Origin of the sequence: Streptococcus sp. 2_1_36FAA, from assembly GCF_000161955.2 — a bacterium.
Lineage (GTDB): Bacteria > Bacillota > Bacilli > Lactobacillales > Streptococcaceae > Streptococcus > Streptococcus gordonii.
This window is the reverse complement of sequence record NZ_KI391976.1, coordinates 129,219-150,127: the sequence shown is the minus strand read 5'-3', so window position 1 is coordinate 150,127 and position 20,909 is coordinate 129,219. Positions and strand designations below refer to the sequence as shown.

Sequence of the window (20,909 nt, the reverse complement as noted above, 5' to 3'; positions counted from 1 at the left end):
ATAAAAAAATGAAACTAGGCAAATCTCCTTCCTTTTGTTAAGATAGAACAGTGGCAAGGAGATTTTATTGTGCCTTTATTATGTGCCTGCAATAAATAAAATTTATACCCTTGATAAAAAATATATACTAGGCAAGCTTAGGGATATTTGTTATTATAGGACATAGTTTATAAATGAATAGGAGAATATCTGTGAAAAAATTAGTAAAATATTCTGCCCTTCTTGCTCTTACTTTTGCAGCAGTCGGAACCTTAGCTGCTTGCTCAGCTTCAAATAGCAAGTCTGAATCAGGTAAATCAGATGAGAAGAAGGTAACAGTTGAAATTGCAACCGTTGGAACAACCCGACCTTTCTCATATGATGATGAAGATGGAAAATTAACAGGTTATGAAATTGAAGTGCTTAGAGAGGTCTTTAAGGGATCAGACAAGTATGAAATCAATTTCAATAAGACTAAATGGACTTCTGTCTTTGCTGGTTTGGATAGCGATCGCTTCCAAATTGGTGCCAACAATATTAGTTATTCAAAAGAACGTGCTGGTAAATATCTTTATGGAAACCCATATGCTAAAAACCCAACTGTTTTAGTAGTTCGTAAGGGAACAGATATTAAATCTTTAGATGATATTGGTGGTAAATCGACGGAAGTGGTACAAGGAACTTCTACAGCGAAACAGCTGGAAGACTACAACAAAGAGCATCCTAAAAAGGAAACGAAAATTAACTACACGGACGGAACGATTCAACAAATCCTAGTGAATCTGAATGAGGGTCGTGCAGATTACAAGATTTTTGAACGTATTTCTGTTGATACCATTATCAAAGAACAAAATTTGGAAAATCTAGAAGTCATTGAACTTCCTAGCGATCAACAGCCATATGTTTATCCTTTATTTGCTCAGGGACAAGAAGAATTAAAAACTTTTGTAGACAAACGTATTAAGAAACTATACGAAGATGGTACTCTTGAAGAACTTTCTCAAAAATACTTCGGTGGTAGTTACCTTCCAGAGGCAAAAGATATTAAATAATTAATAAGACTTAAACTATAAGGAGATAAGAATATGAAATTAGCAAAATGGTTTGGAGCAGCTGCAGTTGCGGTTGCAGTCCTTGGTTTGGCAGCTTGTGGAGCTTCTAATAAAGAATCAGGAAATGGCAAAGATAAAACAGTAACCATTAAAATTGGTACAATGACTATTGACAACGATGAGCAACAACGTTGGGATCTCATTCAGAAGAAACTTGAAAAAGAAAATGTGAAACTTGAATTTACTCCATTTACAGAATACCCACAAGTAAATAAGGCCGTGGCAGATGGTGAGCTTGATGTCAATGCTTTCCAACACTACTACTACCTTAACAACTGGAATAAGGAAAATAATCAGGATCTAGTTGCGATTGCAGATACTTACATTGCGCCAATCCGTCTCTACTCCGGTACAAAAGACGGTAAAAACAAGTATAAAAAAGTTAACGAACTTCCAGATGGAGCAGAAATCGCTGTACCAAATGATGCGACTAACGAAAGCCGCGCATTGAACTTGCTTCAAGCTGCTGGCTTAATTAAATTGGACAAATCTGGTAACGAGCTTGCAACAGTTGCAAACATTAAAGAAAATCCAAAGAAATTGAAAATTACAGAATTGGATGCTAGTCAAACCGCTCGCTCACTGACTTCTGTAGACGCTGCTGTTGTAAACAACACTTTTGTAAACGAAGCAAAATTAGACTATAAAAAAGCTTTGTTTATCGAACCAAAAGATAAAAATTCTAAACAATGGTACAACATCATTGCAGCTAAGAAAGATTGGGAAAAATCTGACAAGGCTGATGCAATTAAGAAGTTGATTGCAGCCTACCATTCTGACGATGTTAAAGAGTTAACAGAAAAAACTTCAGATGGCTTGCTTGAGCCAGTTTGGTAAGAAGTAAAAGACAGTAGGCACAAGTCTTAATGGATTTATCAAGCATGCAAGACTGAACGTGTTTAATAAAACTCAGTTGGGATGACCAGCTGAGTTTTATCGCCTTATTTATGGGGAGGAATTATGGCTTTTTTCAGTGAAAAAGAGCAGTTGAAAAAATTTGAAGAGGATGACCTCGCGCAGGCTTATTTTGAGATTTTACGGGAATTGATTGCTAAAAAATCTATTTTTTCTCAGCAGATAGGCTTGAAAGAAGTAGCAGATTATTTGAGAGAAGTTTTTGAAGAGGCTGGTGCAGAAGTGACTGTTGATGCAAGTTACAGAGCTCCTTTTGTCATTGCTCGTTTTAAGAGTTCAAATCCTAAAGCTAAAAGTATTATTTTTTACAATCACTATGATACAGTACCTGCAGATAGTGATCAACCTTGGACAGAAGATCCTTTTACCTTGTCTGTCCGAGATGGGGTCATGTATGGTCGAGGAGTTGATGATGACAAGGGGCATATCGTAGCTCGCCTGACAGCCTTGCAGAAGTATCGGGAAGGTAAGAAGGATTTACCTGTAAATGTTACTTTTATCATAGAGGGAGCGGAAGAGTCTGCTTCGACTGACTTGGATCGCTATTTGGAAAAGCACAAGGAGGAATTGTCTGGTGCTGATCTCCTCATCTGGGAACAGGGGAGCCGGAATGCACTAGGACAGCTAGAAATCACAGGCGGAAATAAGGGCATTGTAACCTTTGATGCCAAGGTGAAAAGCGCTGATGTAGATATACATTCGAGTTTTGGTGGCGTAATTGATTCAAGTAGCTGGTATCTTTTAAATGCGCTAGCTAGCTTGCGAGGAGCTGACGGTCGCATCTTGGTAGAAGGCATCTATGAACAAATTGTCGAGCCAAACGAACGAGAACTAGCCCTGGTTGAGGAGTTTGCACGACGTAACCCAGAAGAGCTAAAGCAAATTTATGGTTTAGAATTGCCTCTGCTTGAGGAGGAAGGGCATAAGTTCCTACGACGCTATTTTTTTGAACCAGCTATCAATATTGAGGGATTATCCTCAGGTTATCAAGGTCAGGGAGTCAAGACGATCCTGCCTTCAGAAGCTAAGGCCAAGCTTGAGGTGAGACTTGTACCTGGTTTAGAACCACAAGATGTGCTTGATAAGATTCGACAACAACTAATCAAGAACGGTTATCCTAAGGTAGAGCTTATTTATACTTTGGGAGAAATGAGTTACCGCAGCGACATGAGTGCCCCGTCTGTTCTTAGTGTTATTGAGTTAGCTAAGAAATATTACAGAGAAGGAGTAGCAGTGCTACCAACATCTGCCGGAACTGGCCCAATGTTTACTGTTTATGATGCTTTGAAGGTACCCATGATGGCCTTTGGCTTGGGACACGCTAACAGTCGGGACCATGGTGGAGATGAAAATGTTCGCCTAGCAGATTATTACACCCATATAGAATTAGTAGAGGAGTTGATTGCAAGCTATGAGTAAAGAAATTATTACATTAGATCGGATTGACGTGACCTTCCAGCAGAAGAAACGTCAAATCCAAGCTGTAAAAGATGTGAGTATCCGCATTAACCAAGGAGATATCTATGGAATTGTTGGCTATTCTGGAGCTGGAAAATCTACTCTGGTTCGGGTGATTAACCTATTACAGGTACCGACTGGAGGGACTATTACCGTTGACCATGATGTCATTTTCAAGGACAAAAGAGTTCAACTTTCTGCAGCTCAATTACGTCAAAAGCGTCAGGATATTGGGATGATCTTCCAACACTTCAATCTAATGAGCCAGCTGACGGCTGAAGAAAACGTAGCCTTTGCCTTAAAGCATTCAGGCCTGTCTAAGGAAGAGAAAAAAGAGAAGGTGAAGAAGCTACTAGACTTGGTTGGCTTGGCGGATCGAGCTGAGAACTATCCTTCGCAGCTGTCAGGTGGACAAAAGCAGCGTGTAGCGATTGCTCGTGCCTTGGCAAATGATCCCAAAATCTTGATTTCGGATGAAGCAACATCAGCTCTAGATCCTAAGACGACCAAGCAAATCTTGGCTCTCTTGCAAGACTTGAATCAAAAATTAGGTTTGACGATTGTGCTTATTACTCATGAAATGCAAATCATTAAGGATATTGCTAACAAAGTAGCAGTGATGCAGGATGGACAATTGATTGAAGAGGGGTCTGTTCTTGATATTTTCTCTAATCCTAATCAGGATTTGACTAGAGACTTCATTACAACAGCAACAGGAATTAATGAAGCTATGGTTAAAATCGAAAAGCAAGAAATTGTGCAGAATCTGGCTTCGAATTGTATCTTGGTTCAATTGGAGTACGCGGGTACAGCAACAGATGAGCCTTTGTTGAATCAAATTTATAAAAAATATCAAGTTACTGCCAATATCTTATATGGGAATATCGAAATTTTGGACCATACACCTGTTGGTGCTTTGGTAGTTGTCTTGTCTGGCGAATCAGAAAATCTTACTGCGGCTAAGACGGCTATTAGTGAAGCAGGCGTTCGTTTGACTGTTCTAAAGGGAGGTGCATAAGATGCTGAAATTAATCGAAACTTATTTGCCAAATGTATATAGGATGGGCTGGACTGGTCAAGCAGGCTGGGGAACAGCTATTTATACGACCCTTTATATGACAGTAATCTCTTTCTTGATTGGTGGTTTCTTTGGCTTGATAACTGGACTTTTTCTTGTATTAACCAAGCCAGGTGGGGTTCTGGAAAATAAGGTGGCTTTCTGGATCTTAGATAAAGTGACTTCTGTCTTCCGTGCGATTCCTTTTATCATTTTGTTGGCTGTCCTATCGCCCTTCTCTCACCTGATTGTTGGAACTGGAATTGGACCAAACGCTGCTATTGTGCCACTTTCATTTGCCGTTTATGCCTTTTTTGCCCGTCAAGTTCAGGTTGTTTTATCTGAGTTGGATGGTGGAGTGATTGAAGCAGCCCAGGCTAGTGGTGCAACTTTATGGGATATTATTGGTGTCTATCTTATTGAAGGTCTACCAGATTTAATCCGTGTAACGACAGTCACTTTGATTTCTTTGATTGGTGAAACTGCTATGGCGGGTGCAGTCGGTGCAGGTGGTATCGGTAATGTAGCGATTGCTTATGGTTTTAACCGGTATAATAATGACGTTACCATTCTTGCGACGGTTGTCATTGTAGCTATCATCTTTACGATTCAGTTTGCAGGAGACTTTTTGACTAAAAAATTAAGTCACAAATAGAAGTTAATTTGCTAGCCATTTTGGCTAGCTTGTTCTTTGATTAAATATTCTGAAAATTTAATTTACATTCGACTTTGTGAATGTTATAATAAGGAGAAAAAACCTACGGAAAGGGAAAGCTATGGCTCAAGAAGAGGAAAAGATCTCAAGAAGCAGGAAGAAACAGCTGTTAGCTCGCTTGAAAGAGCAAATTCAACCAAAGAAGGGCTTGATTTATCTGGCTGCTTTTTTATCATGGATTCAATTTTTAACGAGAATCACGAGTTTTGCTTTGATTGCTCAAGCATTGGCAGAGTTTTACGAAGGAAAACAAGTTGACTTATATTCCCTTTTTCTTTATTTGCTAGCCTTAAACGGTTTAGGATTTGGAATTGCTCTATTTGCCAAACAGTTTCAAGGCTTGGCTTCCCAGTTTGCACGAAACAAGCTAAAGAGAGAATTTTTTCAGGCTTTTGTTGCTAAAGACGGTGAGTTTCAGGATAGTCGTACTGCAGCGGATGTTCTGACAGTTGCTACTCAGGGGATTGATAGCTTGGATACCTACTATTCTTATTATCTCCCCTTAAATCTACGAACCTATTTTAACTGTTTAACAGTCCTTATCTTAGTCTTCTGGCTCTTTCCCTTGGGGGGTTAATTTTTATATTAGCCTTGCCTTTCATTCCTGTGTCTATCATCCTGATGCAGAAGCGATCGCGTAGGATTATGAATCGATATTGGGGCTCTTATATGGATGTGGGCAACCTTTTTCTGGATGATTTAAAGGGACTGAACACATTGTATTCTTATCAGGCTGATGAGAAATACGAGCAGGAATTTGCGGAGCAGGCCGAAGATTTTCGTGATGCCACTATGGAACTGCTAGGTTTTCAACTACAATCAGTGGGCTATATGGATGCTGTTATGTATTTGGGAATCGGCCTGTCAGGTTTTTTAGCCCTTTCCTGGCTGGCTACTGGCCAATTATCCTTGTTTAGCATGATTTATTTTGTCTTAATTGCAACAGAATTTTTTACTCCGATTCGAGAAGCAGGCTACGGTATGCATTTGGTCATGATGAATACCAAGATGGCAGATAGGATTTTTAGTTTTTTGGATTCGGTCCAAGAGACTAAAGTAGAAACAAAACAAGATTTGGCACCATTTCAGCACTTGAGTGTGCAGGATTTGTCCTTCTCCTATGGGGACAAAAAGATTCTGGATAGGGTCTCTTTTAACGTAGAAGTAGGCCAAGTATTTACTATTGCTGGGGAAAGCGGGCGTGGTAAGACGACCTTGGCCAAGATTCTACTAGGGAAATTGGAACCCGAGCAAGGCCAGATATTCTTTGGAAAGACCTCCAATGAAAATTTGGCACAATCAGCTCTCTACAAAGAGATGATGTATGTGTCGTCAAACAGCTTTCTTTTGAATACCAGTATTTTAGAGAACTTGCAGTTGGCAAGGGATTGGAGTCGGGAGAAAATTCAGCAATGGCTGACCGAGAAGAAGCTTTTATCTTTTATTGAAAATTTACCTGAGGGTCTAGATACCCTTGTTGGTGAAGATGGCAACCAGCTGTCACCAGGTCAAAGACAGCAAGTGATTTGTGCCCGGGCAATTCTTGCTCAAAAATCGCTCTATATCTTTGATGAAATTACTTCTAGTGTTGATAAGGACAATGAAGACCTTATTTATGAACTGCTAAACGTGCTTTCTAAAGAAGCCCTTGTCATCGAGATTACTCATAAAATGAAGCGGGTAGCAGAGGCTGACCAAGTTCTTTTTATGAGCAAAGAGGGAACGGTTTTGGCTAGTCCAACCCAGCTTTACTGGGAGAATCAGGAGTACAGAACTTTAGTGGATAGACAAAGAGAGCTGGAGGAGAGAATTCATGGAAGCTAAAAGAACTTATCCAAGCAAGCAACTCCTTTTCAGGCTGTTTCAGATCATGAAGCATCTATTGCCTGCTCTAGGATTAGCTGTTATTTTTGCAGTTTCAGGCTTTACAGTTTCAGTCGCGATTCCTGTTTTATTGGTAAATCAAGGATTTCGGGCTGTAGGAGGGCAAGCTCCGTCTCTAGGTTTTCTGTTTCTTCTTTTAGGTTTGGCCATTGGTCGAGGACTTTGTCGCTATGGAGAACATTATTTTGGCCATTATGTGGCCTTCCATTCCTTAGCGGATCTGCGAAAACTTGTCTTTGCTAAACTACGACGCCTTGCACCTGCTAAGTTAGACCGACAAGATAGTGGGAGCTTATTAAAAATGATTGGGGAGGATATTGAAGCAATTGAAGTCTATTTTGCCCATACAGTTGCACCAGTTTGTACAGGGATTATCTCTGTTTTCATTATGTGGGTCTTTCTCTCTAGAATTTCTCCTGCTCTTGGTCTTCTAGCTTTGCTGACTTATCTGCTTTTGGCCGTGGTCTTGCCTCAAAATTTTGCTCGGCGTTTACAGAAGCTACTATCGAAACAAGCTGAAGGGCGGACAAGTTACATTTCTTATTTCTTGGAGAGCCTGAAGGCAATACATGATTTGTCCCAGCTCGGACAAACTTCAAAACGTTTTACTTATTTAGAACAAAAAAGTCAAGACTTAAATAGCATAGAAAGGCAGGTTGCTCAGAAGCAATTTTTTGAACAAGCTCTAACCTTTTTAGTGGTAGGCTTGTCTGTTATGAGCTTTGCTCTTTTATCTTTCTTCCAACTTAATCAAGGGGATATTAATCTGACTCAAGCAGGACTAGCTCTGATAGCTTTCTCAAGCTCTTTTGCTCCATTTTTAGAATTAGGGCGATTACCTCTAGGTTTTAAAAGAGCAATGAATGCCAGTCGGCAGGTCTTTTCGCTCTTGGATGAGCCAGAGGCAGATAGCAGTGGTTTGGAGACTGATGTCAGGATCGAATCAGTTGATGTTAGTCATTTAAACTTTGATTATGAAGGGCGAGAGCAAGGACTTTTTCAAGGTTTGTCAGCACGATTTGAGAGAGGCAGAATAATTGGCATTGTAGGTGGAAGTGGAACAGGAAAATCTACTCTCATGAAAATTATCACGCGCTGGTATGATCCTAAGGCAGGACAAGTTTTGCTGTCTGGACAGGATCATCAAACCTTCCAACGCCAGCATTTACAAGGCTCTTTCGCTTATGTTCCCCAAGTTGCTCAGCTTTTCCATAAAAGCCTTCGGGAAAATCTAGTCTTGGGCCGAACTGATATCAGTGATGAGGCGATCTGGACCTTGGCAGCTAAATGTCGTCTTAAGGAGCGTTTAGAGCGCTTGCCAGAGGGGCTAGATACTGTAATTGATGGAGAAACAACTTTTTCTGCTGGTGAAGCCCAACGTTTGGAGCTGATGCGAGCCCTGCTTAAGGAGGCAGATTGTTATATTTTTGATGAACCCACCAGCAATCTCGATTCACTTAATGAAGCAGCCTTCCTATCTATTGTCAAAGAAGAATGCCGTGGCATGGTCTTTCTCATCTCCCATCGCTTGTCAACGGTTGCTTTTGCAGATGAGGTTTATGAATTAAATCATTCTCAAGTAAGGAGGATAAAAGGATGAGAAAAGGACTACAAGTAAAAGACCTTGTGATGACAGGTGCTTTTGCAGCCCTCTATTTTCTATGCGTCGGTTTAGGCGTCCTGGTTGGTCTGATTTTCGACCGGTCAGGGAATATGTTCTATGCCCCAGCTGGAGCAGCAATCTTTGGTGGGACGGTTTACATGCTTCTACAAAGCAAGATCAAAAAATTCGGAGCTATCAGTCTCTTGGGAATCGTGATGGGAGGATTTTTCTTCTTATCTGGCCATTTCTTTGTGGCTTTCTTGCCAGGCTTGATTTTTGGATTTCTAGCTGATTTGTTAGCCAAACAAGGAAATTATCAAAATAGATGGCTAAGTTTAGCCTCCTTTGTCCTTTTCTCCTTTGCCAATTCAGGTCCGATTATTATGATGTGGCTGGCTCGGGAGACTTATGTTCAAAGTTTGCTAGCGCGTGGTAAAAATCAAGAGTATATTGACCGGGTCATGGTTCCTGTAAATCCACAAGTGGTTCTTGGTTTTTTAATCATGGTTGTGATTGCTGCTATTATAGGAGGACTTTTTGGTCAATATTTGGTCAAGAAGCACTTTATAAAGTCAGGGATGGTCTCATGAAATTAGATGTACGAAGCAAGGTCCTTTTGGTTTTATTTGCCAATATGGCCTTTCTTTTTAGAGTATCCGGCTGGCTTGAACTGATAATTGTTTCAGGCTTGGCGACGCTCTTATACTTTGCTGGAAAAGGTAAGATTGCCGTCTATAGTTTATTGGCCTTTGTCCTTTTTTGGACTCTAGATGCTTATCTAACTGATTTCTTTTCTTTTCAACTGATACGAAATTTCGTAACTCTGCTCACGGCTGGACGTTTTATGCTTCCTTCTTTTATGGCTGGGAGTTTGCTTTTGACCACTGCGACAGCCTACGAACTGGTTCATGGCCTCAGAAAATGGCATCTACCGGAATCTTTTCTTTTAACCTTAGGAGTAATGATGCGATTTTTGCCAGCTATACCAGCAGATGCGAAAACGATTCACAGAAGTTTACGTCTTCGAGGGATTTTCCTTAGAAAAAGGGATTTTATCTTTCGTCCAGTGACCTACTTTGAGTATCTTCTGGTACCGCTACTCATGTCACTCATGCGAACGGTTCAAGAGTTGACCATAGCTAGCCTTACCAAAGGATTAGCACTAGGAAAAAGACCGACAGAAACGTTTTCATCAACCTTTAATTTAGCAGATTGGAGTAGCTGTGCATGGATGTTTATCATGACCTTGTGGATGATAAGAGGCTGATTACTGCGACCGGCTTTGTTTTACTTATGAAAATAGCAGAGCTAGTAGCTTGCTGGTTGAAGATTTACAAATCTCATCAGGCCAGTTGGTCGTCTTATGTGGCAAGAGTGGGAGTGGCAAATCAACCTTCTTAAGATTAATCAATGGCTTAATTCCAGATTACTATGAGGGAAAATTAGAAGGTCAATTAGAAATAGCCAATCACTTAGCAGGAAAACAGTCGGTTGAAGAATGTTCTAAACAAGTTGCTTCAGTTTTTCAGAATCCTTCTAGTCAGTTTTTTCATAAATACGTTAAGCATGAATTAGTTTTGCCTGGTGAAAATCATGGTCAATCAGCAGCAGAAATTTTGAATAAATTAGAAAAATTAACTGCTGACTTTGCTTTAGAAGACTATCTTGAACGTGACCTTTCTACTTTATCAGGTGGAGAAAAGCAGAGAATTGCCCTTTTAACTGCCCTGATGCAGGATACAGGTATCTTGGTTTTAGATGAACCGACAGCTAATCTGGACAGGTCAGGGATTGAGCAAGTAGCTAGTTATCTTTCTATCTTAAAACAAGAAGGGAAAACGATTCTTATAGCGGAGCATCGCTTGGATTATTTAAAGGACTTGGCTGACCGCTATCTTTATTTTGATCAAGGTGTTCTTAAAAGAGATTATTCAAAAAAGGAGTTTGATAGCTTAACGGAAACAGAACGCCATGATTTAGGGCTTCGAAGTCAGGATCTATCTAGCTCTATTTCTAAAATTGAGGCAAAGAAGCAAATTGCTCCTTTGCCACTGACGGGGGATTTGACCATAAAAAATCTTCGCTTACAGGCAGGGGACCAGGAATTGAGTTTTCTTGAAGAAGCTAACTTCAAGTCAGGTGCGATTACAGCCCTTGTGGGGCCTAATGGAAAAGGTAAATCGACTCTAGCTTTTTATCTTGCTGGTTTATTAGACGATGAAGAAGCAGATTTTTATTTAAATGGACATGCTCTGTCAGCTCATGATCGTCTGAAAGAGGCTGCTTTTGTTCTGCAAGAGGTTGCTCTTCAGCTCTTTTCAGATAGTGTCCAAAAGGAGTTGACCTTGGGTTTGAAAAAAGTCGTCGATGCATCAAATATCTTAGAAAACATAGGATTAAAAGGCTTAGAAGAAAGGCATCCAATGACCCTATCAGGTGGAGAGATGCAACGGCTAGTCATAGCTAGTCAAGTCCTTACTAAAAAAAGAGTGTTTATTTTTGACGAACCTAGTTCAGGTTTAGATTATCAGCAAATGTTACAAGTGGCTGACTTACTGAAGACATTAAAAGAGCAGGGAAAAATTATTCTGCTCATTTCTCATGATGAAGAACTGCTTGAGAAGACAGCTGATTACTTTCTTACCTTAAATTAATTACTCGCTATACAAAAAAACTATAGCTTTTATAGTTGTTTATCTAGATTTCCCCTCCTATTTTTGGTATGATTGAAGAACAGAAATGTAGCTTCTGGCTTTGCTATTTTTGTATTTCTAGAGTTGATTAGACTGGCAGAATAGTAGATAAGTAGGTTAAAGTTCAGGACTATAAGAGGGAGAATACATGAACAATTTACTTGTATTGCAATCAGATTTTGGTCTTGTGGATGGTGCAGTATCAGCGATGATTGGTGTGGCTCTGGAGGAGTCAGCTACATTAAAGATTCACCATTTAACACACGACATTACGCCTTATAATATTTTTGAAGGTAGCTATCGTCTTTTTCAAACGGTCAACTACTGGCCAGAAGGGACAACCTTTGTTTCAGTGGTCGATCCGGGTGTCGGCTCTAAGCGGAAGAGCGTAGTTGCAAAAACAGCGCAAAACCAATACATTGTCACTCCAGACAATGGAACCTTGTCTTTCATTAAGAAACACGTTGGTATTGTGGCTATTCGGGAAATATCTGAAGTCGAAAATCGTCGAAAGAATACCGAACATTCCTATACCTTCCATGGTCGTGATGTCTATGCATACACAGGAGCTAAATTGGCTAGTGGCCACATCACTTTTGAAGAAGTAGGACCAGAATTAAGCGTGGATGAGATTGTCGAGATTCCAGTTGTGGAGACCACCTTTGGCGAAGGTTCTGTCAGCGGAGCTATCGATATTTTAGACGTTCGGTTTGGATCTCTTTGGACTTCTATTACTCGCGAAGAGTTCCAAGAGTTAGAACCTCAGTTTGGAGAACGCTTTGAGGTAACGATCTATAATAACGATATGTTGGTTTACCAAAATCAAGTGACCTATGGGAAGTCCTTTGCGGATGTTCGCATCGGTCAGCCGATTATTTATATCAATTCGCTCTATCGGGTTGGTCTAGCAATCAACCAAGGTTCTTTTGCCAAAGCCTACAATGTTGGTGTGGGTGCCCAGTGGCATATTGAAATCAAGCGTATTGAAAATTAGCGATTTGTAAAGAGGAGATAAACATGAAAAAAATATTTGATACAACTTTTACCATTAAAGAAGTCGTGGCAACTGGTATTGGTGCAGCACTCTTCGTTGTAATTGGGATGGTCAGCATTCCAACGCCTGTTCCAAACACTAGCATTCAGTTGCAATATGCTGTCCAAGCTTTGTTTGGCGTTGTTTTTGGTCCAATCGTTGGTTTCTTAACAGGATTTATTGGCCATGCCCTAAAAGACTCCATCCAATATGGAAACCCTTGGTGGACTTGGGTCTTGGCTAGTGGTTTGTTTGGACTTGTAGTCGGATTACTTAAGAACTACCTCCGTGTGGCTCAGGGAGTATTTGAATCAAGAGATATCATTACATTTAATGTGGCGCAGTTTGTGGCTAATGCCTTGGTTTGGGTAGTCATAGCTCCACTTGGAGATATCTTGATCTATAATGAACCAAGTAATAAGGTCTTTGCACAAGGTGTTGTCGCAACCCTTGCCAATGGTCTGACTGTTGCAGTTGCCGGAACCATACTTTTAATTGCCTATGCACGTACTCAGACAAAGAGTGGTAGCCTTAAAAAAGATTAAATCACGCGATAAGAATAAAAAGACCGAGATTTCCCTCGGTCTTTTTTGTTAAAAATAAAACACTTTTTGCAATTTATATATTGCATTTTAAAAAATATATTGTATAATAGACTTATAAAAATGAAGGGAGAACCGATATGAAAAACATCAAAAATATATATTCACCACTTATTTGGCTTGTTTTGGGTGTAATTTTTTTGGTTATAGGACTGAATAATCAAAATGATACTTTTCTTATTTTTGCCGGCTGTGATATTACAATTGGTAGTGCACTTTTAAGCATAGCAACTAAGAAGAAAAATGATAAGGACGATGATCATGGCAAAAAATCTTAAGCTAAAGATGGCGCGAGTGGAGCATGATATGACTCAGGGCGACTTAGCAGATGCTATCGGAGTGACCCGCCAGACCATTGGCTTGATTGAGGCGGGTAAGTACAATCCCAGCCTCAGTTTATGCATAGCGATTTGCAAATGTCTCAATAAAACGCTGGATCAATTGTTTTGGGAGTAAAAATGTCCGGGGGACATTTTTAGCCTGAGCCAAAGAACTCGAAAGCAAGGGAATATCCTAGAATAGTTGAAGAGCAATTTTCGCATAAAGATTAAATGGGGATGAAATTTTAAGTAAAAGAGGAGAATATATATGAAATCTAAGGTTAAACAAGAGATCTTTAAAGATGAACGTACTGTACAGATTGAACATAAACTAGGAAATGAGATAGCCTTTTTCGCTATGATTCTATTGCTTTTGTCTATATTTGTGAAGCTTGTTTTTTTCCGGCTTGATTTGCAGGCTTATTTACCTGAAATAGTCATTATTTTTACCTTAGAAACTTATGCTGGTGTTCGCAGTTGGCAACTTGGTCTAGATATTAATCCTAGTGGTTCAGCTAGTAGTATGAAAAAGTTCAGAAGCTCTTTAGTTATTGGAAGTTTTCTAGCGACTTCATTTTTGCTTATTCAGATTTTAGGTGGGAATTCAAAACTCAGACTATTTTTTAGTCAGCATCCTGTTATGCAATTTGCTTTTGTTTTTATAGTGATAGCGTTATTATCTGGATTTCTAGATAAGTTAGTTAATTATTTTTATCGGAAGAGACAGATAAAATTAGAGCAAGAACTAGAAAATGATGAGAATTAGAATTAATGATTTTTTAATTTATAAATAAGAAAGTGAGTAAAAAAATGAAGAAGCAGCCTGTTATAAAAGATGAACGAATAGAGAAATTGGACGGAAAAGTTGCAGGAGAACTAGTGTTAGGAATGTTTTTCTTCTTAGCCATCTCTGTATTTTTCAAAGTCTATATTCTCCGTCTAAGCTTGCTAGCTTATCTGCCAGAAGGGACTCTCCTAATCCTAGTAGGTCTATATGCTTTACTTCGTCGCTTAAACTTAGGCATTGATATTCGTGATATGGTGAGAGAGGAAAAATGGCCAGAACGTGTCGGTAGTGGAATCATTTTTGCTTTAATTCTTGTGGCTATTGATTTCTTTGGACAGCGAGAAAGTATGGCTAGCATGCTGAGTATGTTGTATCTGCTTAAGATGTTTTTTGCAATGGTTCTTTTTATATTTGGAAGCTTGACCATGGATAAGATTAGTCTTTTCCTAAACGGCAAACGTCAGGCAAAGTTGGATCAGGAATTGGAGGATGAAGAATGACTTGCTGGAAAAGATTGATGTGGGGTGGTTGTGCTTTCTTAGCCTTGGCCTTGTATGTGCTACCTATGGTATTTCAGCAGAAAGCAGAAACTTATCAAATTTCAAAACAGTGGACTATTGGCATTGGTATTTTGCTGATTTTCCTCGCTTTACTGGTCTTTATCGTGGTAGCAAAGAAGATTGGAATCTTATCTCAGTCTGGGAAAGTCTTTCAAAAAGGAGACGGAAAACGAATTTCTCTTAGCATCTTAGGCATGTTCCTTATATCTATCCTTGGAACGGCTTTATTACGGTGGCTAAATGGAGAAGTTACAACGGCCAATCAGGCGTCTTTGATAGAGGAGTTTCAAAGAGGAAATGGGATTTTGTTACCCATCATGCTTGGAGTTTTAGCACCTGTTGTAGAAGAAATTATCTTCCGTGGAATCCTCCCACTAAAAATCTTTAAAGGCTATGAGGGATGGGGCTATATCGTAGGCGGACTTCTCTTTGCGCTTTTTCACGGGCCAACCAATATCGTGTCTTTTGTGATTTATGCTGTTTCTTCTGTGATTTTGACATTGCTGGCCTATCGAACTCGTCGCTTGGAAGTAAGTATTGCAGTTCACATGATTAATAACGGACTTCCTGCCATTATCATGTTGTTAATTGGTATTTTTGGAATGGAAGTATAGGAGCTTAAAATGAAGATAAAACTAATTCATCGTCAAATTTTAGACGAACGTGAAGAGCAACTTGTCAACAAGGCCGGCATGGAGGCTTTTAGTCTTTTGTTGTATGGTGGTTTAGCCCTATATGCTGGTTCTGTAGCTATGAATGCTGGAGCCATTCACTATCAGCCCTTCTTGGTACTGATTGCGATTGCATTTCTATATTTTTTCTGTAGAGCTCAATATCTAGGAGTTAATTATTACAACAGTTTCAGTCTGACTATCTGGGGTGTGCTGGCTGCAACAGGCTTTCTGACCCTTTTAATTGCCTGCCAGAATTTCCAACTGAATCATGCTATTTATCATAATAATGTTTTTCACCCCATGTTTCTATTTGTTATTTTAATTACTTTTGTCATTCACTTTCCCTTTATGCTGCTGGTCAATATTTTCTTGGAGTCTATAAATAAATGGCAGAAAAAGCGCTTTGAGAAGTATTTGGATCAATTGGAAGAAGATCGATAACTTGTCCTTCTCATTTAAACTTTTCAGATCAGCTATTTTCCAAACAAATTTTTTGCCCAGTTTTTTCAATCAGGTTATAATAAATAGATGAATTAAAAATTCAGAAAATTTTATAGAGAAAAGAGAGTTGAAATCTTATGGCAAAAGATATTCGCGTCCTACTTTACTACAAATATGTTCCGATTGAGAATGCTGAGAAATTTGCAGCTGATCATCTGGCCTTCTGTAAATCCATCGGTCTTAAAGGCCGTATCTTGGTAGCAGATGAAGGAATCAATGGAACGGTTTCTGGTGATTATGAAACCACTCAAAAATACATGGATTATGTGCACAGCCTGCCGGGCATGGAAGACCTTTGGTTCAAGATTGACGAAGAAAACGAGCAAGCCTTCAAGAAAATGTTTGTTCGCTACAAGAAAGAAATTGTTCACTTGGGCTTGGAAGACAATGATTTTGATAATGACATCAACCCACTGGAGACGACAGGAGCTTACTTGTCACCTAAGGAATTTAAGGAAGCCCTTTTGGACGAAGATACAGTTGTCCTTGACACTCGTAACGACTATGAATACGATTTAGGTCACTTCCGCGGAGCCATTCGTCCAGACATCCGCAACTTCCGTGAATTGCCACAATGGGTCCGTGATAACAAAGAAAAGTTCATGGACAAGCGCGTGGTTGTTTACTGTACCGGTGGTGTTCGTTGTGAGAAATTCTCAGGCTGGATGGTACGTGAAGGATACAAGGATGTCGGTCAGCTTCATGGCGGTATCGCGACTTACGGCAAGGATCCAGAAGTTCAAGGTGAGCTTTGGGACGGCAAGATGTATGTCTTTGATGAGCGTATCTCCGTTGATATCAACCATGTTGATCCAGTTGTGATTGGGAAAGACTGGTTTGACGGTACTCCTTGCGAGCGCTATGTCAACTGTGGCAATCCAGAGTGTAACCGTCGCATCCTGACCTCTGAAGAAAATGAAGACAAGTACCTCCGTGGCTGTTCTCACGAATGTCGCGTTCACCCTCGTAACCGCTATGTGGCTGAAAACAGCCTGAGCCAGGCAGAAGTGATGGAACGTTTGGCTGCGATTGGAGAAAGCTTGGAAACATTGGTGGCTCAGTAATCGCATAGTAGAGACCAAAAACTTTAGACAAATTTACTGTCTAAAGTTTTTTCATTATTTATTTGCAGCTTAGCTTTTCTTTATTCAGGTTTCGATGTTTTGTGCCTTCTTTTTGATGTGATATAATGAGCTTAAATAAATGGGAAAGGAGCAAGTCTATGTCTAAAGCTATCATGGAAGAAGTGGCAGCCTATTTGCGTCAGCATGCAGATCAAGAGCTTAGTCTGACCGATTTGGCTCAGCATTTCCATTATAGTCCTTCCTATCTATCCAGAACTTTCAAGAAAAAGATGGGCTTTTCTATCAAGCAATATATGGAAGCTCTTAAGATGGAAAAAGGGATTCAGGAGATTGTAGAAGGCCGGCAAAATGTGACCGAGACCTCTATGGAAGCTGGTTATGATAGTCTAGGCAGTTTTTCCAATACTTTTAAGCGGCATACTGGACTTTCGCCTAAAAAATATTATCAAGAATCAACCAAGGCTTATGATTTTATGGTCAAACAGCTGGATGAGAAGGGAGCTTTGTTGCATCAGGATCCCGACTGTGAAAGTAGCAATCGGTTGACTGTGGCGCTATCTTATCCTGAGGGGTATAAACCACGCATTAGCTGTGTCGGGCTTTTTAAAACCCGCATACCCAAAGAAGAGCCGATTATCGGAGTAGCACTGAGTCAGGAGAGACGGTTTACTTTTGAAAATGTACCCGATGGTCACTACTATCTTTTGGCCTGTGAATTGCTGGAGGATTTACGCCTAACTAAAAACTATGTCTTGAAACACAACTTTCGCTGGGGCAGTGATGAGCCTCTCACATTTTCAGGCGATAGCATCTATCAAGAGGAAATCAGCATGCGCAGGCCCTTGCCGAGCGATCCACCTATTACAGTTAATCTTCCAGTTTTAATCATGCGTTCCCTAGCCAAACAAGCGCAATTGAGAATAAGAAAATTTTTATCCTAATTGATAAACTGATACTAGAGATTTATTCTCAGATATATAAAATTGGAGGAACAATAATGAAATTAGACGTGTTTTTAAGTTTTAATGGTCAGGCCGAAGAAGCTTTTCGTTTTTATGCTGACCTTTTTCAGACAGAGATTAAGGGACTTGCCCGAGCCAGTGAGATGATGGATCCAGCTGACCTTCCTGCAGAAAAACGGGATAAGCTTGCTTGGATTGCCTTAGATACGGAAAACTTAACCCTGAATGGTGAGGATGTTGGTGTCTTCAATGATCTTTCCATCCCTAGCAATCATCAGCCCAATCAATGGTTAGTTCTGAGCCCAGATAGTAGAGAAGAAGCCGATGAGCTCTTTGCTAAGCTTGCTGAAGGTGGACAAATTCTCTATCCTTTAGAAGAACAAGCTTTCGCAGAGTTTTATGGTCGCTTGATTGACCGTTTTGGTATCGGCTGGGATGTGATGAAATGAGGTAGAAGGATGGCTTATAGTGAATCCTTAGCCCAGCAAGTCCGTGCAATTTTAGCTACTGAACTTCCTCCTCATGTTTTTGAAGAAGAGGTAGAAGAGAAGAAGATGTTTGGTGGTTTGGCTTTTATGGTCCGAGGTAAGATGACCGTTACTGTGAGTTCGAGAGGTCAAGAGCTTGTCATGGTCCGCATCGGTAAGGAACTGGAAAAGCAGATCCTGCCTAAAAATGGTGCTAGTGTGACGTTAATGAAGGGGAGGCTTTATCATGGCTATATTGATTTAGATGGCGAAGGACAAAAAGAACTGTCTTACTGGATCAAGCTAGCTTTGGCCTACAATCAGGAGCTGACGCTATCGTCTGAAGATTAATAGTAAAATAATAAAGAAGAAAGTCTAGCTAAACTTTGATTTAACTGGTCTATCTTTTTAAGTACAAATTTTTATATGCTTTTGTGCTATATACCCCGTTAATCGAGAGACTAGAAGATTATTAGACTTGCTAGTATAAAAAATGAGTTTTGCCTTACTATGATATGCTAAGAATAAGCAAAAACTATCCCAATCTCGTGATTTTAGGTATAATAGTAGCCAGAGGTGATCTTATGGGAATGCTAATATTTCTATTTATTTTAGGTTTAATCTTTTTATTCTATTTTGTAGGTTTTATAATTAAGTTGATTCTAGGGATCGTCGTCTTTGTTATTGGTTTGGTGGTACTTTTATTCCTACTGGGTCGTTATCGAAAGTAGAGTAAGTGACTGCTATGAACCAATGGAAAATGAGAGGAGATCAATGTTAAAAATAGAGCAACCAATTACGATTATTTCATTTCTTTTTGATGATTTTGAGACCTTAGATTTGATGGGGCCAGTAGAGTTTTTAGCTGCTTTACCCAATGTAGAGATGAACTATGTCTCCCTTGCTGGTGGTCTGATTTCTAGTCGTCAAGGTTTTCAAATCATGACGGATAATTTTAAAAGCTTACCTCCCAATTCTATTCTCTTATTGCCTGGTGGTAGAGGTGTCAGAAAGATGGTGGAGGATAAGGTTTTCCTATCTTCGCTAGAAAAGGCTGTCCAGCAAGCTGAGTTGGTCTTAAGTATTTGCACGGGAGCAGCTCTTTTAGCTCAGATTGGTCAACTCAAGGGGTGTAAAGCCACTAGCAACAAGCTTGCCTTACCTTGGGTTGCTTCACATGATAGAGAAGTCCTTTGGCAAGACCAAGCACGCTGGGTCGTAGATGGGAAGTTCTACACTTCATCAGGTGTCTCGGCCGGTATGGATATGTCCTTGGGCTTTGTAGCTGATTTTTGGGGTCAGGACTTGGCAGAAGAATTGGCTAAAAAAGCAGAATACGTGTGGCAAAACAAGGCTGACCAAGACCCCTTTTCTAGTAAATAAAGAGCAATCTGAGGAGATCGGATTGTTTTTTTAGTGATTGTGTAATTTGTACTGCCATGTCAAAATGAAGAATTAAAAATGGAAAAGCTTGTTTCAGATTCTAATTTTCCCCATAGTAATTTATGCTATAATATAGTAAAAATATAATAGGAAGTTTATTTTATGAGTATAACATTTTCCGTTTCGAATAAACGGGGTCTTCTAGGATTTCAAAAAGTTTTAAAAATCAGCGAATTACTTGGATTGGTCGACGGACTTGAACCGCACCCTGTTCAGAAGGATTCTTTGACTCTTGGCTTGGATAAGCTTCCTTTGTTGAAGTGTTGGGCTCCTGCTAAGTCTGGCCGCTATATTGACTTGGAATATGATAAGACTCAACAAACATACAATGTGCAGATTCTGACTCCTTCAACACTTGCCGATTGGTCTCAGGCTCTTACTTTGGTTTCTAAGCTATCAGCTTATCTGGGGACAAGTATTCATGATGAGCATGGCAGGGAATATAGTAGCTCAAGTGTATTAGCCTTCCCGTTTCAGGAAGATATACTCTTAGGCTTGGAGGATTTTCTAAAATCAGGATATCCCTTAGTGTATCAAGATGGAGTTCGCAGGAGAATTGCTCTGAGCCCTCAGATGGTGGAAGGATTCCTAAAAGAGGATAATCCTGCTCAGAGTTATAGCGATTTCTTCACTCTTAGACAGTACCTCGACGCTTACGATGCGAAAAGTAAATTTTATGGGAATGAGCAGAATCAACAAATTTTAGGAGTATATACTCTAACTGCTGGTGTTGACACAATTCTACCCTTTGAACTTAGTCTAGCTCCGGAAGATGTAGAGTATATCGATGAGTCAAAATTAAGCTGGTGTTGCAATCTTGTGGGATGTGATGATACGGATCCAGATAATGTTGAAAAGTTCTTCTTTTATAAGAGAATTTCTTATTCAGATTTTTTGGACAGGCTCCCTAAGGATATGGCTCAAGTATTTGATGGTGAGAAAATTTATGTTCCTGCTATGACTTTTGCCCAAATGAAGGATCTTTTTGACAGCTGTTCTGAGTTTGTGTAAGAGAGACTTGGTCATTTTACTCGATTCATTTAGCAAAGCCTTGTATAA

Annotated in this window: 23 protein-coding genes and 1 pseudogene; all 24 read left to right on the top strand. The window is 39.8% G+C overall.

Going from position 1 to position 20,909, the window contains the following annotated elements:
• The first annotated feature begins 173 nt into the window (after positions 1-173).
• A complete protein-coding gene (locus HMPREF0847_RS08600) occupies positions 174-1,031 on the top strand; it encodes an amino acid ABC transporter substrate-binding protein (RefSeq protein ID WP_172455820.1) in 858 nt (285 codons plus the stop codon).
• Positions 1,032-1,064: 33 nt separating this feature from the next.
• Complete coding sequence (locus HMPREF0847_RS08595) at positions 1,065-1,928, top strand: MetQ/NlpA family ABC transporter substrate-binding protein (protein ID WP_008808465.1); 864 nt, start codon at positions 1,065-1,067, stop codon at positions 1,926-1,928.
• 123 nt (positions 1,929-2,051) lie between these two features.
• The gene (locus HMPREF0847_RS08590; RefSeq protein ID WP_008808466.1) at positions 2,052-3,425 is read left to right on the top strand and encodes a M20/M25/M40 family metallo-hydrolase; all 1,374 of its coding nucleotides are present in this window, start codon (positions 2,052-2,054) and stop codon (positions 3,423-3,425) included.
• Positions 3,418-4,482, top strand: a complete 1,065-nt coding sequence (locus HMPREF0847_RS08585; RefSeq protein WP_008808467.1) for a methionine ABC transporter ATP-binding protein — start codon at positions 3,418-3,420, stop codon at positions 4,480-4,482. The genes HMPREF0847_RS08590 and HMPREF0847_RS08585 overlap by 8 nt, the downstream gene beginning before the upstream one ends.
• Position 4,483: 1 nt before the next feature.
• On the top strand, positions 4,484-5,176 hold the full coding sequence (locus HMPREF0847_RS08580) for a methionine ABC transporter permease (protein ID WP_008808468.1): 693 nt from the start codon (positions 4,484-4,486) through the stop codon (positions 5,174-5,176).
• Positions 5,177-5,297: 121 nt separating this feature from the next.
• Positions 5,298-7,060, top strand: a pseudogene (locus HMPREF0847_RS08575) (ABC transporter ATP-binding protein/permease).
• Entirely contained in the window at positions 7,050-8,720 is a 1,671-nt protein-coding gene (locus tag HMPREF0847_RS08570) for an amino acid ABC transporter ATP-binding/permease protein (RefSeq protein WP_008808470.1), read from the top strand. Before HMPREF0847_RS08575 ends, HMPREF0847_RS08570 begins: the two are co-directional and overlap by 11 nt.
• A complete protein-coding gene (locus HMPREF0847_RS08565; protein ID WP_008808471.1) occupies positions 8,717-9,313 on the top strand; it encodes an MptD family putative ECF transporter S component in 597 nt (198 codons plus the stop codon). The genes HMPREF0847_RS08570 and HMPREF0847_RS08565 overlap by 4 nt, the downstream gene beginning before the upstream one ends.
• Entirely contained in the window at positions 9,310-9,990 is a 681-nt protein-coding gene (locus HMPREF0847_RS08560) for an energy-coupling factor transporter transmembrane component T (RefSeq protein ID WP_008808472.1), read from the top strand. The genes HMPREF0847_RS08565 and HMPREF0847_RS08560 overlap by 4 nt, the downstream gene beginning before the upstream one ends.
• A 49-nt stretch (positions 9,991-10,039) precedes the next feature.
• Entirely contained in the window at positions 10,040-11,377 is a 1,338-nt protein-coding gene (locus HMPREF0847_RS08555) for an ATP-binding cassette domain-containing protein (RefSeq protein ID WP_008808473.1), read from the top strand.
• Between the two features lie 187 nt (positions 11,378-11,564).
• Entirely contained in the window at positions 11,565-12,410 is an 846-nt protein-coding gene (locus HMPREF0847_RS08550) for an SAM hydrolase/SAM-dependent halogenase family protein (RefSeq protein WP_008808474.1), read from the top strand.
• Between the two features lie 23 nt (positions 12,411-12,433).
• Positions 12,434-12,994 (top strand): ECF-type riboflavin transporter substrate-binding protein, encoded by a 561-nt coding sequence (locus HMPREF0847_RS08545; protein ID WP_008808475.1) that lies wholly within the window; start codon positions 12,434-12,436, stop codon positions 12,992-12,994.
• Positions 12,995-13,131: 137 nt separating this feature from the next.
• Positions 13,132-13,329 carry a hypothetical protein gene (locus tag HMPREF0847_RS08540; protein ID WP_008808476.1) on the top strand — a complete coding sequence of 66 codons (198 nt, stop codon included), beginning with the start codon at positions 13,132-13,134 and terminating at the stop codon, positions 13,327-13,329.
• Positions 13,313-13,507 carry a helix-turn-helix transcriptional regulator gene (locus tag HMPREF0847_RS08535; protein ID WP_020992784.1) on the top strand — a complete coding sequence of 65 codons (195 nt, stop codon included), beginning with the start codon at positions 13,313-13,315 and terminating at the stop codon, positions 13,505-13,507. Before HMPREF0847_RS08540 ends, HMPREF0847_RS08535 begins: the two co-directional genes overlap by 17 nt.
• A 132-nt stretch (positions 13,508-13,639) precedes the next feature.
• The gene (locus HMPREF0847_RS08530; RefSeq protein WP_008808478.1) at positions 13,640-14,137 is read left to right on the top strand and encodes a DUF6773 family protein; all 498 of its coding nucleotides are present in this window, start codon (positions 13,640-13,642) and stop codon (positions 14,135-14,137) included.
• A 44-nt stretch (positions 14,138-14,181) separates the two neighbouring features.
• A complete protein-coding gene (locus tag HMPREF0847_RS08525; RefSeq protein ID WP_020992783.1) occupies positions 14,182-14,658 on the top strand; it encodes a DUF6773 family protein in 477 nt (158 codons plus the stop codon).
• The gene (locus HMPREF0847_RS08520) at positions 14,655-15,332 is read left to right on the top strand and encodes a CPBP family intramembrane glutamic endopeptidase (protein WP_008808480.1); all 678 of its coding nucleotides are present in this window, start codon (positions 14,655-14,657) and stop codon (positions 15,330-15,332) included. Before HMPREF0847_RS08525 ends, HMPREF0847_RS08520 begins: the two co-directional genes overlap by 4 nt.
• A 9-nt stretch (positions 15,333-15,341) precedes the next feature.
• Positions 15,342-15,833: a DUF6773 family protein gene (locus HMPREF0847_RS08515; RefSeq protein WP_008808481.1), complete on the top strand. Its 492-nt coding sequence runs from the start codon at positions 15,342-15,344 to the stop codon at positions 15,831-15,833.
• Between the two features lie 137 nt (positions 15,834-15,970).
• Positions 15,971-16,957 carry an oxygen-dependent tRNA uridine(34) hydroxylase TrhO gene (gene trhO / locus HMPREF0847_RS08510; protein ID WP_002903980.1) on the top strand — a complete coding sequence of 329 codons (987 nt, stop codon included), beginning with the start codon at positions 15,971-15,973 and terminating at the stop codon, positions 16,955-16,957.
• A gap of 158 nt (positions 16,958-17,115) precedes the next feature.
• Positions 17,116-17,919: a helix-turn-helix transcriptional regulator gene (locus tag HMPREF0847_RS08505; RefSeq protein ID WP_008808482.1), complete on the top strand. Its 804-nt coding sequence runs from the start codon at positions 17,116-17,118 to the stop codon at positions 17,917-17,919.
• A gap of 56 nt (positions 17,920-17,975) precedes the next feature.
• Positions 17,976-18,389: a VOC family protein gene (locus HMPREF0847_RS08500; RefSeq protein ID WP_008808483.1), complete on the top strand. Its 414-nt coding sequence runs from the start codon at positions 17,976-17,978 to the stop codon at positions 18,387-18,389.
• A 9-nt stretch (positions 18,390-18,398) separates the two neighbouring features.
• Positions 18,399-18,758 (top strand): TfoX/Sxy family protein, encoded by a 360-nt coding sequence (locus HMPREF0847_RS08495; protein ID WP_008808484.1) that lies wholly within the window; start codon positions 18,399-18,401, stop codon positions 18,756-18,758.
• 423 nt (positions 18,759-19,181) lie between these two features.
• Positions 19,182-19,790, top strand: a complete 609-nt coding sequence (locus HMPREF0847_RS08490) for a DJ-1/PfpI family protein (protein ID WP_008808485.1) — start codon at positions 19,182-19,184, stop codon at positions 19,788-19,790.
• A 162-nt stretch (positions 19,791-19,952) separates the two neighbouring features.
• On the top strand, positions 19,953-20,861 hold the full coding sequence (locus tag HMPREF0847_RS08485) for a DUF4299 family protein (protein ID WP_008808486.1): 909 nt from the start codon (positions 19,953-19,955) through the stop codon (positions 20,859-20,861).
• Positions 20,862-20,909 lie beyond the last annotated feature (48 nt).

Coding starts and splice junctions, on each gene's coding strand:
- HMPREF0847_RS08600 (WP_172455820.1), top strand. CDS start 174: ATGAATAGGAGAATATCTGTGAAAAAATTAGTAAAATATTCTGCCCTT.
- HMPREF0847_RS08595 (WP_008808465.1), top strand. CDS start 1,065: ATGAAATTAGCAAAATGGTTTGGAGCAGCTGCAGTTGCGGTTGCAGTC.
- HMPREF0847_RS08590 (WP_008808466.1), top strand. CDS start 2,052: ATGGCTTTTTTCAGTGAAAAAGAGCAGTTGAAAAAATTTGAAGAGGAT.
- HMPREF0847_RS08585 (WP_008808467.1), top strand. CDS start 3,418: ATGAGTAAAGAAATTATTACATTAGATCGGATTGACGTGACCTTCCAG.
- HMPREF0847_RS08580 (WP_008808468.1), top strand. CDS start 4,484: ATGCTGAAATTAATCGAAACTTATTTGCCAAATGTATATAGGATGGGC.
- HMPREF0847_RS08570 (WP_008808470.1), top strand. CDS start 7,050: ATGGAAGCTAAAAGAACTTATCCAAGCAAGCAACTCCTTTTCAGGCTG.
- HMPREF0847_RS08565 (WP_008808471.1), top strand. CDS start 8,717: ATGAGAAAAGGACTACAAGTAAAAGACCTTGTGATGACAGGTGCTTTT.
- HMPREF0847_RS08560 (WP_008808472.1), top strand. CDS start 9,310: ATGAAATTAGATGTACGAAGCAAGGTCCTTTTGGTTTTATTTGCCAAT.
- HMPREF0847_RS08550 (WP_008808474.1), top strand. CDS start 11,565: ATGAACAATTTACTTGTATTGCAATCAGATTTTGGTCTTGTGGATGGT.
- HMPREF0847_RS08545 (WP_008808475.1), top strand. CDS start 12,434: ATGAAAAAAATATTTGATACAACTTTTACCATTAAAGAAGTCGTGGCA.
- HMPREF0847_RS08540 (WP_008808476.1), top strand. CDS start 13,132: ATGAAAAACATCAAAAATATATATTCACCACTTATTTGGCTTGTTTTG.
- HMPREF0847_RS08535 (WP_020992784.1), top strand. CDS start 13,313: ATGGCAAAAAATCTTAAGCTAAAGATGGCGCGAGTGGAGCATGATATG.
- HMPREF0847_RS08530 (WP_008808478.1), top strand. CDS start 13,640: ATGAAATCTAAGGTTAAACAAGAGATCTTTAAAGATGAACGTACTGTA.
- HMPREF0847_RS08525 (WP_020992783.1), top strand. CDS start 14,182: ATGAAGAAGCAGCCTGTTATAAAAGATGAACGAATAGAGAAATTGGAC.
- HMPREF0847_RS08520 (WP_008808480.1), top strand. CDS start 14,655: ATGACTTGCTGGAAAAGATTGATGTGGGGTGGTTGTGCTTTCTTAGCC.
- HMPREF0847_RS08515 (WP_008808481.1), top strand. CDS start 15,342: ATGAAGATAAAACTAATTCATCGTCAAATTTTAGACGAACGTGAAGAG.
- trhO (WP_002903980.1), top strand. CDS start 15,971: ATGGCAAAAGATATTCGCGTCCTACTTTACTACAAATATGTTCCGATT.
- HMPREF0847_RS08505 (WP_008808482.1), top strand. CDS start 17,116: ATGTCTAAAGCTATCATGGAAGAAGTGGCAGCCTATTTGCGTCAGCAT.
- HMPREF0847_RS08500 (WP_008808483.1), top strand. CDS start 17,976: ATGAAATTAGACGTGTTTTTAAGTTTTAATGGTCAGGCCGAAGAAGCT.
- HMPREF0847_RS08495 (WP_008808484.1), top strand. CDS start 18,399: ATGGCTTATAGTGAATCCTTAGCCCAGCAAGTCCGTGCAATTTTAGCT.
- HMPREF0847_RS08490 (WP_008808485.1), top strand. CDS start 19,182: ATGTTAAAAATAGAGCAACCAATTACGATTATTTCATTTCTTTTTGAT.
- HMPREF0847_RS08485 (WP_008808486.1), top strand. CDS start 19,953: ATGAGTATAACATTTTCCGTTTCGAATAAACGGGGTCTTCTAGGATTT.